We start from the raw sequence: 16112 nt of genomic DNA on the forward strand, positions 1-16112 counted from the left end.
GTGTAGCGCGGCCGGGCGCGTCGCCTCACGCGACGGCGATGCGCGCCCGCCTACCCTGCCCGGACCCTCGCCGGGAGCCTGCCTTGAGCCGTCGCGCCTTCGACCACGCCATTCGTCCGTCCTTCGCCGTCCTGCTGCTGGGCGCCCTCGCCGCCTGCACGGGCGCGCCGGTCCAGCAGCGCGCCGCAACCGCCGCGCCGGAAACTTCCGCGCTTGCGCCGGTCGAAACGCCCGATGGCACCTATCCGGCCTTGTTCGCCGCGGTGCAGCAGGCGGGCCTGTTCGACGACCAGAAGACCTTCGCAGACGCACGGCCTTTGCGCGATCCGGCCGCGATCCATGCCGGATTCCTCGCCACGCGCGACGCGCCGGACTTCGACCTGCGCGCCTTCGTGCAGGCGAATTTCGAACTGCCGCCACAGGCGATGACGTCGAAGGTCGCGGTCGGGCGCACGCTCGCGGCGCACATCGACGGACTGTGGCCGCAGCTCACGCGTACCGATCCCGCGCCGCTGCCTTACGACAGCCGGCTCTGGCTGTCGCATCCGTACGTCGTGCCGGGCGGGCGTTTCCGCGAGATGTACTACTGGGATTCGTACTTCACGATGCTCGGCCTGATCGAAAGCGGCCGGCGCGATTCCGCGCGCGACATGCTGGCGAACTTCGCGGCGATGATCGACGGATACGGCCACATTCCCAACGGCGCGCGCACGTACTACCTGAGCCGTTCGCAACCGCCGTACTTCTCGCACATGGTCGAACTGGAAGCGCGCGCGGACGGCGACGCGGTGTATCGCCGTTACCTGCCGCAACTGCGCCGCGAACACGCGTGGTGGATGCGCGATGCGCAGTCGCTCGCGCCCGGCGAGGCGTCGCGTCGCGTGGTCCGGCTGGCCGATGGCAGCGTGCTCAACCGCTATTGGGACGATCGCGACACGCCGCGCCCGGAAGCATGGCAGCACGACGTTCGCACCGCGGCGGGCGTCCCGGATCGTCCTGCGCCCGAAGTGTTCCGCGAGCTGCGCGCCGGTGCGGAAAGCGGCTGGGACTATTCGAGCCGCTGGCTCGGCGATGGCCGGACGCTGGGCACGATCCGCACCACCGCCTTCGTGCCGGTCGATCTCAACAGCCTGATGCACCACCTGGAAACGACGATCGCGCTGGCATGCCGCAAGGACGCGCAGCCCGAGTGCGCGCGCGAGTTCGACGAACGTGCGAAGCAGCGTGCCGCCGCCGTCGCAAAGCACCTGTGGAACGCCGACGGCTTCTACGCCGATTACGACTGGAAGCGTCGCCAGGTCAGCGCGCAGGTGACGGCCGCATCGCTGACGCCGCTGTTCGTCGGCATCGCGTCGCCGCAGCGCGCGAAGTTCACGGCAGCGACGGTTCGCACGCAATTGCTGCAACCCGGCGGGCTGCTCACGACGACGTTGCGCACGGGCCAGCAATGGGACGCGCCGAACGCGTGGGCGCCGTTGCAGTGGGTCGCGGTCGAAGGCCTGCGTCGTTACGGCGAGGATGCGCTGGCCACGGACATCGCGAACGGATTCCTGGGCGAGGTGCGGCGCGTGTTCGAGCAGAAGCACAAGCTCGTCGAGAAGTACGACGCCACGGGCCAGGCGCACGGCGCCGGCGGGGAATATCCGCTGCAGGATGGGTTCGGGTGGACGAACGGGGTGGTGCGCGCGTTGCTGGTGCGCTACCCGCAGGCGCGCCAAAGCGCGCGGTAACAGCATGGGCCTGGACCCCGGCTTTCGCCGGGATGACGTTTACCTCAACGCCCGTTGGCTGCGCTGCTTCAAACTTTGTAGCCGGTGTGGATCGCCACGATCCCCGCCGACAGATTGCGATAGTCGCAACGTCCGAACCCCGTCGCCTGCATCATCGACTTCAGCTCGTCCTGCGGCGGATGCTTGCGGATGCTCTCGGCCAGGTATTGGTAGCTGTCGGCGTCGTTGGCGAACAGCTTGCCCAGGCGCGGCAGCACCTGGAACGAATGGAAGTCGTAGATCGGCTTGAACCAGTCCGCCTTCACTTCCGAGAACTCCAGCACGCGCGCCTGGCCGCCGACTTTCAGCACGCGATGCATCTCGCGCAGCGCGGCGTCCTTGTCGGTGACGTTGCGCAGGCCGAAGGCGATCGTCACCAGGTCGAAGCTGCCGTCCGGGAACGGCAGCTTCTCGGCGTTCATCTGCACGTATTCGAAGCCGGCGACCTTGCCCATGTCGGTCATGCGGTCGCGGCCCACGCGCAGCATCGCGCCGTTGATGTCGCCCAGCACGATGCTGCCCGACTGGCCCACGCGATCGCGCAGCAACAGCGCGATGTCGCCGGTGCCGCCGGCGAGGTCGAGCACGCGGTCGCCGCGCTTGACCTGGCAGGTGCCGACGAAATAGCGCTTCCACACGCGGTGGATGCCCAGCGACATCAGGTCGTTCATCAGGTCGTAGTTGCGCGCGACCGACGAGAAGACCTGCCCGACGAGCTTCTGCTTCTCGCCCGTGGGCACGTCGCGGAAACCGAAGTGGGTCGTGCCGGATGTGGCGCCTGGCTTGTGCTGGGAATCGTTCATGCGGCGATTATCGCACCCCGTGCGAGAATTCACCGTCGCCGGGCGGGCCCGCCTCCTCGCCCATGCCGCTGCCAGGAGGACGTCCGCGCCGATGAGCCGTTACGCGCCGCGCGAGTGGGCCGAGCACGAGCGCCCGAAGGTCCCGGGCTCGCCCTCCACCCCGCTGCACTCGCCGCCCCGCCGGGCCGCCTTCGCCCTGGTGGGGTTCCTCGTGGCGATCACCGGCGGCCTGGGCAACGCGCTGGTCACGGCCAACCTGCTCAACCTGCAGGGCGCGCTGGGGGCGACGTCGGCCGAGGTGCAGTGGCTGCCCGCGGCCTACGTGATGACCAACGTGTCGGTGAACCTGATCCTGGTGAAGTTCCGCCAGCAGTTCGGGCTGCGCGCCTTCACCGAGGTGTTCCTGGCGCTGTACGCACTGGTGGCGTTCGCGCACCTGTTCGTCCACGGGCTGGAATCGGCCATCGCGGTCCGCGCCGCGCACGGCATCGCGGGCGCGGCCCTGAGCACGCTGGGGCTGTATTACATGATGCAGGCCTTCAGCGCCGAGCATCGCCTGCGCGGGCTGGTGGTCGGCATCGGCGTGGCGCAGCTGGCCACGCCGCTGGCGCGCATCTTCTCGGCCGAACTGCTGGAGTTCGGCGAATGGCGCGGCCTGTACCTGTTCGAGCTCGGCATGGCGCTGATCGCCCTCGGCGGCGTGCTGATGCTGCGGCTGCCGCCGAGCGACCGCATGAAGGTGTTCGAGAAGGCAGACTTCCTCACCTTCGCGCTGTTCGCGCCGGGCATGGCGCTGCTGTGCGCGGTGCTGTCGCTGGGACGCGTGGAATGGTGGTTCGACGCCGAATGGATCGGCTGGGCGCTGTCCGGGGCGATCGTGCTGCTCACCGGGGCGATCGCGGTGGAACACTTCCGCGCCAATCCGCTGATCAACACGCGCTGGCTCGCCAGCGGCACGATGGTGCGCCTGGGCGTGTCGGTGCTGCTGATCCGTTTCGCCTTGTCGGAACAGAGCACCGGCGCGGTGGGCTTCATGCAGGCGCTGGGGCTGACCAACGACCAGATGCATGGCATGTTCGCGATGACCGCGCTGGGATGCGCGCTGGGCATCCTCGCCAGCGCGCTCACCATCGTGCCGGGGCGCATGATCATTCCCTCGTCGATCGCCCTGGCATGCATCGCGACCGGCGCGCTGCTCGATGCGCATTCCACCAGCCTCACGCGCCCGCAGGACATGTGGCTCAGCCAGTTCCTGATCGGCTTCGGCAGCACGTATTTCCTCGGCCCGGCGATGATCCTGGGCATGGGCCAGGTCATCGCGCAGCCGCGCAACCTGATCACCTTCGTGGTGCTGTTCGGCATGGCGCAGAACCTGGGCGGGCTGGTCGGCACGGCCGCGCTGGGCACGTTCCAGACGGTGCGCGAGAAGTACCACTCCAGCCAGCTCGTCGAACACCTCACCCTGCAGGACCCGCTCGTCGCCGCGCGCGTGCAGGCCGGCGGCGCCGCGTACGCGCAGGCCATCGCCGATCCCGCGCTGCGCAGCCAGCAGGGCGTGCGTGCGCTCGGCACTGCCGCTTCACGCGAGGCGAACGTGCTGGCCTACAACGATGTGTTCATGCTCATCGCGATCATCGCGCTGCTCACCATGGCGTGGATGCTCGTCCATCGCCTGCGCCTGCTGCGACGCGATCGCGCCGCCGCGCGCGCCGCCTCCTCCGCCCTTCCCGCCACGACCGCCGCTCCATGAATTCACCCGCGCCGACCGAACCTTCCCGCACCGACGCCGCCCGCAGGCGCCGACGACGCTGGCAGATGGCCGCCTTCGCCGGCGTCGCGCTGGCGGGCGTGCTGGTCGTGCTCTACGCGTGGCACCTGCCACCGTTCCGCAGCGCGATCCAGACCACCGAGAACGCGATGGTGCGCGGGCAGGTGACGATCATCGCGCCGCAACTGGCCGGCTACGTCACGAAGGTGGCGGTGCAGGATTTCGAGCACGTGAAGCGCGGACAACTGCTGGTGCAGATCGACGACCGCATCTACCGCCAGCGCCTCGAACAGGCCCAGGCGCGCCTGCAGAGCGAACAGGCCGCGCTTGCGAACGCCGCGCAGCAGCAGCGCAGCGCGGCGGCCGGCATCGAGCAGAGCGAAGCCGCCGTGCGCAACGCACAGGCGCTGCAGCGCAAGGCCGCCGCCGACCTGCAACGCATCGAACCGCTCGCGCGCCAGCGACTGCTGTCGCAGGCCGATCGCGACCAGGCGCAGGCGGCGAGCACGCAGGCGCAGGCCGGCGTGTCGGAAGCGCAGGCCGGGCTGGAAATCGCCCGCCAGAACGCGCGCAGCGTCACCGTCAACATCGGCGTGCTGGAAGCCGCGGTCGCCAGTGCGCAGGCGGCGATCCGGTTGGCCGAGATCGACCTGGAAAACACCCGCATCCTCGCGCCCCGCGACGGCCAGCTCGGCCAGGTCGCGGTGCGCGTCGGCGCGTACGTCAACGTCGGAACGCAGCTGATGGGGCTGGTGCCCGAGCGCATGTGGGTGGTGGCGAACATGAAGGAAACGCAGATGGAGTTCGTGCGCATCGGCCAGCCGGCGAGCTTCACCGTCGACGCGCTCGGCGGCGCGCGCCTGCACGGGCGCGTGGAGGAGATCTCCCCCGCCACCGGCTCCGAATTCGCCGTGCTCCCGCCCGACAACGCCACCGGCAACTTCGTGAAGATCGCGCAGCGCATTCCGGTGAAGATCGCGATCGACGCCGGCCAGCCGCTCGCCCCGCGGCTGCATCCGGGCATGTCCGTGGAAGTGAGCATCGACACCTCGGGCGCGCGGCGCTGAGGTTGACGACAGTCGAAAAGAGGCATCATTCCGGCATGACCGAAGCCGCACCGAACATCCGCTGGCAAACCAGCACCTTCGCCGGACTCGACGCCGCCACGCTCTACGCGCTGCTGAAGCTGCGTTCGGAGGTGTTCGTCGTGGAGCAGCAATGCGTCTACCTCGACCCCGACGGCAAGGACGCGCATCCCGGCACGCTGCACGTCATCGGCCGCGCCGAGGACGACGGCATCGCCGCGTACCTGCGCATCCTGCCGGCCGGCCTCGGCTATCCGCAGGTGAGTTTCGGCCGTGTGCTCACCGCGCCGGCGTATCGCGGGCGTGGACTCGGCGATCCGCTGGTGCGCGTCGCGCTGGAACAGATCGAACATCGCTGGCCCGGCAGCGACGTGCAGATCGGCGCGCAGGCGCACCTGGAGCATTACTACGCGCGGCACGGATTCGTGCGCAATTCCGACACCTACCTCGACGACGGCATCCCGCACATCGACATGCTGCGACGTGCCGCTGGAGCCTCCGCATGATCGAAACGCCCGACTACCGCGCCCTGCTCGCCACCGCCGTGGAGGAAGCCCGCAAGGGACTGGCCGAAGGCGGCATTCCGATCGGCGCGGCGCTCTATCACGACGACGGCCGGCTGCTCGGCTGCGGCCACAACCGCCGCATCCAGGAGAACGATCCGTCCGTGCACGGCGAAACCGACGCCTTCCGCAAGGCCGGACGCCAGCGCCGTTATCGCGACACCCTCATGGTCACCACGCTCGCGCCGTGCTGGTACTGCAGCGGGCTGGTGCGGCAGTTCAACATCGGCACGGTGGTGGTGGGCGAATCGGTGAATTTCCGCGGCGGCATCGACTGGCTGCGCGAGAACGGCGTCAAGGTGATCGACCTGGAAGACGCGACGTGCATCCGCATGCTCGGCGACTACATCGCCGCCCATCCCGACGTGTGGAACGAGGACATCGGCGAGGATTGATCGCGCCGCGCCGCATCCAGGCACAAAAAAAGGAGGCGCCGCGCGCCTCCCACAACCAATTTATATAGCGCCCCGGGGCTTGCGGCAAGCCGCGGCGCATGGTGCAGCATCGCCGGCCTGTCGAAACGGCAGGCCACCGGAATCCGCGCCATGACGCATGCACCGACGTACTACCACGGCACGAAGGCCGACCTCGCGGTCGGCGACATGATCGAACCCGGCCGCGTTTCCAACTTCGGCAAGCGCAACGCGGCGAAGTTCGTGTACCTGACCGCGACGCTGGACGCCGCCATCTGGGGCGCCGAACTCGCCATCGGCGAAGGCCGTGGCCGCATCTACCTCGTCGAGCCCACCGGCCCGATCGAGGACGATCCGAACCTCACCGACAAACGCTTTCCCGGCAACCCCACGAAGTCGTACCGCTCCGCGCATCCGTTCCGCGTGGTCGGCGAGGTCATGGAATGGGAAGGGCATTCGCCGGAGCGGCTGCGGGAGATGCGTGCGCATCTGGAGAAGCTCGGGCTGGCGGGGGTCGAGGCGATCGAGGAATGAGGCGGACGTCCTGCCGCTTGCCTCAGATCGAGAACCCGCCGTCCATCGTCAGGCTCGCGCCCGTCATGTAGCCGGCTTCCGCGCTCGCTAGATGCGCAGCGAGCGCCGCGACTTCCCCGGGCGTGCCGACGCGTCGCAACGGATTGCGCTCGACCAGTTGCTCGAGGAAGCCGGCCGTGATGTCGGTTTCGATGGGGCCGGGCTGGATGTTGTTGATGGTGATCCGGCGTGGAGCCAGGTCGAGCGCGAGTTCGCGCACCAGCGTCGCGACGGCGGCCTTGGTCATCGCGTAGACGCTGCTGCCGACCACGCCACTGCGCACGGCCGTGTTGCTGCCGATGGTGATGATCCGGCCGCCGTCGACCATCCGGGCCGCTGCCGCCTGGATCGACAGGAACACGCCGCGCACGTTGACCGCGAGCAACCGGTCCAGCATGTCGAGCGGGAAGGCGTCGAGCGGGCTGCCCTGGTAGAGCCCCGCGTTGACGACCGCGATCCCCGGCGGGCCAAGCCGGGCGGTCGCGCTCGCCACGGCCGAAGCGAGCGCGCCCGCATCGGCGCTGTCGGCCTGCAACGCGAGCGCCGTTCCGCCCTCGGCTTCGATCGCGGCGACCACCTCGGCCGCCTTGTCGGCGCGCGACGCGTAGGTCAGGGCCACGGGATGACCGTCGCGAGCCAGGCGTCGCGCGATGGCGGCACCGATGCCGCGGGACCCGCCGAACACCAGCGCGGCGTTGGCGTGTGAAGGAGATTCGTTCGTCATGGCCTCGTCCTTTCGAATGTCGCCGGCGGGCGATCCGTCGGCGTCGTGGCCATTACGTGCTTTCCATTCGTCCGGCACGTGTCATGGAAACCGGGGTTTCGTAAGCGGGCCGCAGCGATCCGGCATCGGATGCATTGGGATACAAAGCCGGCCACTTCGAACCACGTCCGGACCACGCGGACATCGCCTTTTCAACCCCGGGCCGGGCCTGCGCATCCCAACGAGGACCCAACCTCCGTCACTGGCCGGCGGCCACCGCATTGCCCAGGATCCGCCCATGCACGCCCACACCGGCTTCGAAACCCGCCATGACGCCCGCGACGTGCTGCGCACGCACCGGCACGATGGCGCGTACGCGGCGCTGGTGATCGACGGCAGCCACGTCGAGGCGAGCGCCGACGGCCCGGTCGACTGCGTGCCGGGCACGCTGGTGCTGCATCCGCGCTGGCATGCGCACGGAAACCGCTTCGGCCGGCTAGGGGCGAAGGTGGCGAACCTGGATCTGGACGGCGATCTCGTCGGCGAGTCCCTGCGCGTGTTGCGCGTGCACGATGCGAAGGACGCCTTCGCGGTGTTCACGCGCGCGCCGCATCGGCTGGGCGAGCTGATCGCATCGTGCCGCGCGGCGCCGGCGCCCACGCTGCAGTCCTGGCAGCACGCGTTCCTTCGCGAACTCGAAGGCGGCGACGACGACATCGCGTCGCTCGCGCGGCAGGCCGGCGTTTCGCTCGCGCATGCCTCGCGCACGTTCGTCAGGTCGCACGGCATGCCGCCGCAGTTGCTGCGTCGGGAATTGCGCTGCCGCCGCGCGTTGCGGCTGCTCGCCGACGGAACGCCGCTGGCCGACATCGCGGCGACGACGGGGTTCGCCGACCAGGCGCACCTCACGCGCACGCTGCGCGCCGCGACCGGCGCCCCGCCCTCGCGGCTGCGCCGGCAGATCAAATCCGTTCAAGACGCCACCGCGCCCGCCGCGCTGCAATGAGCGCGAAGGCGGCCGTCGGTCGTCCAGCGAACGGATCCCCATGAATTCCCGGCACATCGCTCCACTGTTCCTCATGCTCGCCGCCCTGCTGCCGGCCGCGCGCGCCGCCGACACGGCCGGTTCCACGCCGGCGGCGAAGGCCGCCATCGACGAATCCACCAGCTTCATCCTCCAGGGCGACAGCCAGCGCGCGGTGCGTGCGCTGCGTGCATCGCCGGCAAATGGCTTCGAAGGCGACGACGCGGTGTATCGCGCGTGCATGCTGGCGCGTCATGGAGACGCGCCGGTGTTCGCCATCGATGGCGTCGCCGACGACTTCGTCCGGCAGATCCTGCGCGACTACCAGGACTACTGGTGGCACGCGTTGAAGGCACCTACACAGCGCGCCGCACTGGAAGCGAAGCTGCTGTCCACGCTGCGCCAGCGCCTCGGCTCCGACGCGGCCGGCGCGAAGGACATGGACGCGCTGGAACCGATCCTGCAGGGGCAGCTGCTCGCGCATGGCTATCGGGCGCAGGCGGGCCGCACGTTGCCGCTGCGCGAGCTGATGCTGTGGCGCAAGCAGGAAACCCGTCCGTGGAAGGTCGATCTGCCCGAAGGCCAGTACACGGTGAAGGTGGAGCTGCTCGAGGACTGGGTGAGCCGTGGCTGGATGGGCTATGGCCGTTGCGAACGCGGTGCCGCTGGCGGCTGGGCCACGGCCGATGCGCTGTACGCCGTCGTGCCCCGATACACCGAAGGCCTCGACAGCGAAGCCTTCCGCGTGGTGTTCCTGGGACACGAAACGCAGCATTTCGCCGACCAGAACGCGTTTCCCGGCCTGGCGTCGTGGGAACTGGAGTACCGCGCCAAGCTGGTCGAACTGGCGCAGGCCCGCGAGGTCAGCGCGCAGCGGCTGGGTTACATGCTCACCGCGCAGAGCGACGACATCCAGTCGCCGCACACCTACGCGAACAAGCGCGTGGTCGCCGACCTGACCGCACGGCTGGGTGCATCGCCCGACACGGTGAGCATCGAGCGCCTGCAGCAGGCCGCGCACGACCAGCTCGTCGAGGACACGGCCCGCCGCCGCAAGGCCGCCGGCGCATCCCCCGCGCCTGTCGCCCGCTGACGCGGCTGTGGCATGGTGGCGGCCCGCCCACACGGAAGCCGCCGCCATGTCCGAACACCTCGCCTCGATCCGCTGGACCCGCAACGACCAGCCGTTCGACTACGAACATTACCCGCGCGACCACGAGGTGCGGTTCGAACGCGGCCAGCGCGTCACGGGTTCCGCCGCGCCGGCGTATTTCGGCAGCGCGCAGGGCGTGGATCCGGAGGAGATGCTGGTCGCCGCGCTGTCGTCCTGCCACATGCTGACGCTGCTGGCGATCGCGGCGAAGAAGGGCTGGACGATCGACGCCTACGAGGACGATGCGATCGGCACGCTCGACAAGAACGCGGAAGGCCGCATGGCCGTTACGCACGTGACGCTGCGGCCGAAGATCACGTTCGGCGGCGATGCGCCGGATGCGGCGGCGCTGGAGAAGCTGCACGAATCGGCGCACCGGAACTGCTTCATCGCCAGTTCGGTGAAGACGGACGTGGTGGTGGAGCCGCGTTGAGCATTGCTCCTCCCCTGCTTGCAGGGGAGGAGCAAGGAAACAGCAAGCGCTTACAGGATGTACCGGCTCAGATCCGGATCCTGCACCAGCTCGCCCAGGTGCGAATCGACGTAGGCGCGATCGATCTTCACCGACTGCCCATCGCGGTCCGGCGCCTCGTAGCTCAGCACGTCGAGCAGGCGTTCGAGCACGGTGTGCAGGCGGCGCGCGCCGATGTTTTCCTGCCGCTCGTTCACCTGCGCGGCGATTTCCGCGAGGCGATCCACCGCATCCGGCGTGAACTCCAGGCTGACGCCTTCGGTGCGCAGCAGTTCGACGTACTGCGTCGTCAGCGCGGCCCTGGGCTCGGTGAGGATGCGCACGAAATCGTCCTTGCTCAGCGCCGACAGCTCCACGCGGATCGGGAAGCGGCCCTGCAGCTCGGGAATCAGGTCGCTCGGCTTGGCCAGGTGGAACGCGCCGGACGCGATGAAGAGGATGTGGTCGGTCTTCACCGGTCCGTACTTCGTGCTCACGGTCGAGCCTTCGACCAGCGGCAGCAGGTCGCGCTGCACGCCTTCGCGGCTGACGTCGCCGCCGGTCATGCCGGCTTCGCTGCGCTTGGCGACCTTGTCGATCTCGTCGATGAAGACGATGCCGTGCTGCTCGCAGGCCTCGATCGCCGCCTCGCGCACTTCCTCCTCGTTGACGAGCTTGCCGGCTTCCTCTTCGGTCAGCTGCGTGCGCGCGGTGCGGATCGGCAGCGTCTTCTTGTGCGTCTTCGCGCCGGCGACCTGCGAGAACATCTGCCGCAGCTGCTGGCCCATTTCCTCCATGCCGGGCGGCGCCATGATGTCGACCCCGACGTTCACGGCCGTTTCGATCTCGATCTCGCGATCGTCGAGCGAACCGGTACGCAGCTGCTTGCGCAGCTTCGCGCGCGTCTCGTTTTCCTGCGAGGACGGCTCGTCCTTCGCTTCCTCGGTCGCGCTGAAACCGAACACGGTCGGCGCGCCCTGGCGACGCGGCAGCAACGCATCGAGAATGCGCTCTTCCGCGCGTTCCTCGGCCTGCGTGCGCACGCGCTGCTTGGCCTGTTCGCGATACAGCTTGACCGCGGTGTCGGCGAGGTCGCGCACGATCTGCTCGACGTCCTTGCCGACGTAGCCGACCTCGGTGAAGCGCGTGGCTTCCACCTTCACGAACGGCGCGTTGGCGAGCGTCGCCAGGCGGCGCGCGATCTCGGTCTTGCCCACGCCGGTGGGGCCGATCATCAGGATGTTCTTCGGCATCACCTCGTTGCGCAGCTCGGCCGGCAGCTGCATGCGGCGCCAGCGGTTGCGCAGGGCGATGGCGACGGCGCGCTTGGCCGAATGCTGGCCGACGATGTGTCGGTCCAGCTCCTGCACGATCTCGCGCGGCGTCATGGTGGCGTTGGAATTATCGGGCTTGATGGGCATGTCGAATGGGGGATTCGGGAGTGGAGATTCGGGATTCGCGAAAGCGCGTGTCGGAACGGGGCTCGAATATCGAATCCCCGATCCCGGATCCCGGCGTCAGAGCTCTTCCACCACCACGTTGCGGTTGGTGTAGATGCACACGTCGCCGGCGATGTTGATCGCCTCGGTGGCGATGGTGCGCGCGTCCAGTCGGGTATGCGTGATGAGCGCGCGTGCGGCCGACAGCGCGTACATGCCGCCGGAGCCGATCGCGATGATGCCGTCCTCCGGCTCGATGACGTCGCCGGTGCCGCTGATGATCAGCGAGGTTTCCCGGTCGGCGACCGCGAGCAGCGCTTCGAGTTTGCCCAGGCGGCGTTCGGTGCGCCAATCCTTGGCGAGCTCGACCGCGGCGCGGGTGAGCTGGCCGTGTTTCTCGAGCTTGGCTTCGAACAGTTCGAACAGCGTGAAGGCATCGGCGGCGGCGCCTGCGAAACCGGCGAGCACCTGGCCGTCGCGGCCGAGGCGTCGCACCTTGCGTGCGTTGGCCTTCATCACCGTGTTGCCGAGGGTGACCTGGCCGTCGCCGGCGACGGCGACGCGGCCTTCGCGGCGCACGGACACGATGGTCGTGGCGTGGAAAACGTTGGGGTTCTGTCGTGGGTCCATGCGACCTCCGGGGGATTTCCCATCGGTGGGGGCATGGACGCGCCGGTTCAAGCAGGCAGGCCGCGCCGATCGTGCCGCCGCATCACGCGCGGACGGTCGCGCGCTATCGATTGGCCTACCCCTGCGCCATGCGTGGATGGTCGGGGCACGGCTCGATGGCCCACTCCTCGTACCACTTCTCCCCCTGCGTTTCGGCCCGGATGCATGTCGCGGCCGGAGCCATTTCCGCAGGCCGGCGCCTGCGTCGGGCAATGGCGGTCGCAGCCCCGGCAGATGCGCTCGGGGTGCTTGGGATTGAGGGGGAAGTCCTTCGCCATGAGCGCGGCTCCACCAGATATTTGCTCGTGCAAACAATGGGCCAGCCCGGATTGGATTGCGAAGAATCAGAACAAGCGCGGGAAGTTCGCGAGCAGGGCCTGCCGGGGGCGCCGTACCGGAAGCGTTCAGCCTTCGTCGGTCTTCCGCTTCGCCCGCGGGTGTGCGGCGTCGTACACCTTCGCCAGATGCTGGTAATCCAGATGGGTGTAGATCTGCGTGGTCGCGATGTCGGCATGGCCGAGCAGTTCCTGCACGCCACGCAGGTCGCCGGAGGATTCCAGGATGTGGCTGGCGAAGGAATGCCGCAGCAGGTGCGGATGCACGCGCTTGAACAATCCCTGCTGCTGCGCGAGATGGCGCATGCGCAACTGCACCGCGCGCGGCGTGATCGCGCCGCCTCCGCGTCCGGGGAAGACGTGCGCGTCGTTCGCCGCACCGGTGGACTTTCGCCACTCCGCCAATGCCGCACGCGCATGCGATCCGAGCGGTACGCTGCGCTGCTTGTTGCCCTTGCCGAGCACGTTCACCAGCGCATCGCCCAGGTCGAGGTCGCGCCAGCGCAGCGCGCACAGTTCCGACAATCGCAGGCCGGAGGAATAGAACAGCTCAAGCAGCGCGCGATCGCGCAAGCCGAGAGGCGCGTCGGTGGGCACTTCGACCAGCGCCTTGGCTTCGTCGGGATCGAGCACCTGCGGCAATTTGCGCGGCGCCTTGGGCGAACGGATCGACGCCGCGGGACTGGCGGCGATGCGCCCCTGCTTCAGCAGCCAGGCATAGAAACTGCGGCAGGCCGAAAGCCGGCGTTGCAGGCTCTTGGGCGACAGGCCGCGACGGTGTTCGGCGGCGACGAAACCGCGCAGTTGTTCGCCCTGCAACGAAGCAACATCGCCGCCTTCGTGCCGCGCCCATTGCGCGAGCGCGAGCAGGTCGCGGCGGTACGCATCGAGCGTGTGCGCGGACATGCGGCGCTCGACCTGCAGGTGCGCGAGGTAGTCCTCGATGTCGGCGACCGGCGGTGTTTCGTGCGTGTCCTTCGCGTTCATCGCGCCGCGTTCCTGCCCGCATCCCCGCCCGCATCCCCGCCCGCATCCCCGCCCGCATCCTCTCCCGCATGCGGGAGAGGATGAAACGCGATGCGCGAAGCGGACATCAGCCCTCGAAACGCTTCAGCGCCGTGGAGAGCGATTCGCCCATCATGCGCAGGAACAGCGTGCCCATGCCGGGGAAGAACCGGTTCGCGTCGCGGCTGCCGACGGCGATGAGGCCGACGCCCGGCAGCGGCAGCAATGCGGTGGACTGCACGTCCTCGGCGCGCATGCCGTACAGCAATGCGTGCTTTTCCGGCTGCAGGCGCCCGCACAGCGGCTCGCCGTCGGCGAGGCAGTCACGGAATGGCTGCAGCCGCGCGTCGTCCTGCGCGATCACCTGCAGCCATTCGGTCTCGTCCATGCCCTCGACCGGATGGAACACCACCAGCCGCACCAGATCGCCGTTGAAATCCTCGGCGAGGCTGGCGGCCATCGCGCGCAGGGTGTCGGCGGCGGTCTTCTGCCGCATCAGCGCGAGCGTGAGCTGGTGCGTGCGCACCGACAGGCGCTCGTTCTCCTGCGCGTTGGCGAACAGCTCCTGCAGACGGCGCGACAGTTCGCGGTTCTTGTCGCGCAGCACTTCCAGCTGATAGCTCGCGAGCGAGGCGGCGGAGCCTTCCTCGCGCGGCACCACCATGCTCAGCGCGAGATCCGGAAACTGCTGCAGAAAGCGCGGATGGCGGCGCAGGAACGCGGCGACCTCGTGGGCCCCGAGCTTTTCCTGGGTTTCATTCATGGTTCCACTCCCCTTCGAACACGAACGCGGTCGGGCCGGACATCGTCAGCGGCGCGTCGTCGGCCGGCCAGGCGATGCGCAGTTCGCCGCCGGGCAGCGCGACGGTCACTTCACGGTCGACGCGCCCGCGACGCATCAGCACCGCCGCCGCCGCGCAGGCGCCGCTGCCGCAGGCCAGCGTTTCGCCCACGCCGCGCTCGTACACGCGCAGCAGGATGCGGTCGCGCGATTCGACCTTCGCGAAGCCGACGTTCACCGATTCGGGAAACGCCGGATGCGCCTGCAGCATCGGGGCGACGGTCTCGACCGGCGCGTGCCGGATGTCGTCCACTTCGATCACCGCGTGCGGATTGCCCATCGACACCGCGCCGAAGGTGAAAACCGAGTCGAAGTGGTACAGCACGTACTCGTCCTGCGCGCCTTCGAACCCGTGCAGCGGGATGCTCGCCGGCGCGAAACGCGGCAGGCCCATTTCGATGCGGAAACGCCCGCCGTCCAGGCGCGTGACCGCGTGCGCGCCGACCGGGCTGTCGAGCACGAATTCGTCGCCGAGCGTCTCGCCACGCGCCTGCGCGTCGCGCACGACCCACGCGGCGATGCAGCGGGCGCCGTTGCCGCACTGCTGCGAGGACGAGCCGTCGGCGTTCCAGATGCGGTAGCTCGCCGCGGCGCCATCGCCTGCGCCTTCGACGGTGAGGATCTGGTCGCAGCCCACGCCCGTGTGACGGTCGGCCAGCGCGCAGCACAACGCGGCGTCCGGCGCCGGCGTGTCGCCGCGCAGGTCGAGGACGACGAAGTCGTTGCCCGCGCCGTGCATCTTGGTGAAGCGGAGCGTCATGGTCGCGGCCCGTTACGGCGTGTCGGTGTCGGTGTTTTCCGGCGGATCGGTGTCGCCGTCGTCCAGGTCCGACTCCGCGTTGGTGTCGTCGACCTGCGGAGCCTGGTCGAGCGAATCGCTGGGATCGCCGATCTGTTCGGCCGGCGGCGCGCCGGTCGGCATGGCGACGTCGGGCACCGTCTTCGGGGGCAGGATCAGGGGTCCCTTGTTGCCGCACGCCGACAGCAGCAGCGGCAGGGCGACGAGGAGCGCGGTGGCGGAAAGTCGGACGGGATTCATGCCCGAAGTGTAGCCCGCACGGCGCGGGATGGGTCGTCAGGCACCCGGCGGCGTCGGCGGTTCAGGCCGGCGCCAGAGCCAGATCGCGACGATCGTCATGATCGCGGTGCCACTCGCGGCCATCCACCAGCGCGGCGCGGTGAGGAACATGATCACCGCGCAGGCGGCCATCATCGAAACCGCAAGGCGCTTGGCGCGGCGCGAGACCGCACCGTGCGCCTGCCAGTCGCGGATCATCGGGCCGAACCGGGGATGCGCGAGCAGGCGGTCGTGCAGCTTCCGGGAACCGCGCGCGGCGGCGAAGGCCGACAGCAGCACGAACGGGACCGTGGGAAGCCCGGGCACGACGATGCCGATCACGCCGAGCGCGAGGCTCGTGTACGCGAGCAGCCACCAGGCCCAGCGGAAGCGGACCTTGGGGGGCTCGGGCGGGTTGGGGGACGTCGTCACGGGTGGATCATAGGAAAGCCGGGCATCGC

18 protein-coding genes and 1 pseudogene are annotated in these 16112 nt (G+C 69.2%); 9 read left to right on the top strand and 10 right to left on the bottom strand.

Annotation, left to right across the window (positions count from 1 at the left end):
* The first annotated feature begins 38 nt into the window (after window positions 1-38).
* Window positions 39-1730, top strand: coding sequence for an alpha,alpha-trehalase TreA (treA, locus tag I4U41_RS06380; RefSeq protein WP_206860245.1), 1692 nt, complete (start codon window positions 39-41; stop codon window positions 1728-1730).
* A gap of 68 nt (window positions 1731-1798) precedes the next feature.
* Here the strand turns inward: treA and ubiE are convergent, their stop codons facing one another.
* Entirely contained in the window at window positions 1799-2572 is a 774-nt protein-coding gene (gene ubiE / locus I4U41_RS06385) for a bifunctional demethylmenaquinone methyltransferase/2-methoxy-6-polyprenyl-1,4-benzoquinol methylase UbiE (protein WP_206860246.1), read from the bottom strand.
* A 91-nt stretch (window positions 2573-2663) separates the two neighbouring features.
* Here ubiE and I4U41_RS06390 point away from each other — a divergent pair.
* The 5 genes and pseudogenes from I4U41_RS06390 to arr all read left to right on the top strand — a co-directional run.
* Window positions 2664-4311, top strand: a pseudogene (locus tag I4U41_RS06390) (MFS transporter); the annotation flags it as partial.
* Window positions 4312-4318: 7 nt separating this feature from the next.
* The gene (locus I4U41_RS06395) at window positions 4319-5407 is read left to right on the top strand and encodes an HlyD family secretion protein (protein ID WP_206860248.1); all 1089 of its coding nucleotides are present in this window, start codon (window positions 4319-4321) and stop codon (window positions 5405-5407) included.
* Window positions 5408-5442: 35 nt separating this feature from the next.
* The gene (locus I4U41_RS06400; RefSeq protein WP_206860249.1) at window positions 5443-5931 is read left to right on the top strand and encodes a GNAT family N-acetyltransferase; all 489 of its coding nucleotides are present in this window, start codon (window positions 5443-5445) and stop codon (window positions 5929-5931) included.
* On the top strand, window positions 5928-6383 hold the full coding sequence (locus I4U41_RS06405) for a nucleoside deaminase (RefSeq protein ID WP_206860250.1): 456 nt from the start codon (window positions 5928-5930) through the stop codon (window positions 6381-6383). Before I4U41_RS06400 ends, I4U41_RS06405 begins: the two co-directional genes overlap by 4 nt.
* 150 nt (window positions 6384-6533) lie before the next feature.
* Complete coding sequence (gene arr, locus I4U41_RS06410; protein ID WP_206860251.1) at window positions 6534-6935, top strand: NAD(+)--rifampin ADP-ribosyltransferase; 402 nt, start codon at window positions 6534-6536, stop codon at window positions 6933-6935.
* A gap of 22 nt (window positions 6936-6957) precedes the next feature.
* Here arr and I4U41_RS06415 read toward each other — a convergent pair whose 3' ends face one another.
* Entirely contained in the window at window positions 6958-7776 is an 819-nt protein-coding gene (locus I4U41_RS06415; RefSeq protein WP_206860252.1) for an SDR family oxidoreductase, read from the bottom strand.
* Window positions 7777-7975: 199 nt separating this feature from the next.
* Here I4U41_RS06415 and I4U41_RS06420 point away from each other — a divergent pair, with 199 nt between their 5' ends.
* The 3 genes from I4U41_RS06420 to I4U41_RS06430 are packed head-to-tail and all read left to right on the top strand — an operon-like array spanning window position 7976 to window position 10287.
* Window positions 7976-8683 carry an AraC family transcriptional regulator gene (locus I4U41_RS06420; RefSeq protein ID WP_206860253.1) on the top strand — a complete coding sequence of 236 codons (708 nt, stop codon included), beginning with the start codon at window positions 7976-7978 and terminating at the stop codon, window positions 8681-8683.
* A gap of 40 nt (window positions 8684-8723) precedes the next feature.
* Complete coding sequence (locus tag I4U41_RS06425) at window positions 8724-9794, top strand: hypothetical protein (RefSeq protein ID WP_206860254.1); 1071 nt, start codon at window positions 8724-8726, stop codon at window positions 9792-9794.
* A 46-nt stretch (window positions 9795-9840) separates the two neighbouring features.
* Window positions 9841-10287 carry an OsmC family protein gene (locus tag I4U41_RS06430; RefSeq protein ID WP_206860255.1) on the top strand — a complete coding sequence of 149 codons (447 nt, stop codon included), beginning with the start codon at window positions 9841-9843 and terminating at the stop codon, window positions 10285-10287.
* Between the two features lie 50 nt (window positions 10288-10337).
* Here I4U41_RS06430 and hslU read toward each other — a convergent pair whose 3' ends face one another.
* From hslU to I4U41_RS06470, 8 genes are all read right to left on the bottom strand, one after another.
* Window positions 10338-11726, bottom strand: a complete 1389-nt coding sequence (hslU, locus tag I4U41_RS06435; protein WP_305061761.1) for an ATP-dependent protease ATPase subunit HslU — start codon at window positions 11724-11726, stop codon at window positions 10338-10340.
* 96 nt (window positions 11727-11822) lie between these two features.
* A complete protein-coding gene (hslV, locus tag I4U41_RS06440) occupies window positions 11823-12374 on the bottom strand; it encodes an ATP-dependent protease subunit HslV (RefSeq protein ID WP_206860256.1) in 552 nt (183 codons plus the stop codon).
* Between the two features lie 47 nt (window positions 12375-12421).
* Complete coding sequence (locus I4U41_RS06445; RefSeq protein ID WP_242525007.1) at window positions 12422-12691, bottom strand: DUF3079 domain-containing protein; 270 nt, start codon at window positions 12689-12691, stop codon at window positions 12422-12424.
* Window positions 12692-12817: 126 nt separating this feature from the next.
* Window positions 12818-13735: a tyrosine recombinase XerC gene (gene xerC / locus I4U41_RS06450; RefSeq protein WP_206860257.1), complete on the bottom strand. Its 918-nt coding sequence runs from the start codon at window positions 13733-13735 to the stop codon at window positions 12818-12820.
* A gap of 106 nt (window positions 13736-13841) precedes the next feature.
* Window positions 13842-14516: a DUF484 family protein gene (locus tag I4U41_RS06455; protein WP_206860258.1), complete on the bottom strand. Its 675-nt coding sequence runs from the start codon at window positions 14514-14516 to the stop codon at window positions 13842-13844.
* On the bottom strand, window positions 14509-15354 hold the full coding sequence (gene dapF / locus I4U41_RS06460; RefSeq protein ID WP_206860259.1) for a diaminopimelate epimerase: 846 nt from the start codon (window positions 15352-15354) through the stop codon (window positions 14509-14511). Before dapF ends, I4U41_RS06455 begins: the two co-directional genes overlap by 8 nt.
* A 12-nt stretch (window positions 15355-15366) precedes the next feature.
* Window positions 15367-15633, bottom strand: a complete 267-nt coding sequence (gene lptM / locus I4U41_RS18555; protein ID WP_206860260.1) for an LPS translocon maturation chaperone LptM — start codon at window positions 15631-15633, stop codon at window positions 15367-15369.
* Between the two features lie 36 nt (window positions 15634-15669).
* Entirely contained in the window at window positions 15670-16083 is a 414-nt protein-coding gene (locus I4U41_RS06470; protein ID WP_206860261.1) for a DUF454 family protein, read from the bottom strand.
* Window positions 16084-16112: the final 29 nt, after the last annotated feature.

The organism is Lysobacter changpingensis (genome assembly GCF_017308985.1).
GTDB lineage: Bacteria > Pseudomonadota > Gammaproteobacteria > Xanthomonadales > Xanthomonadaceae > Lysobacter_J > Lysobacter_J changpingensis.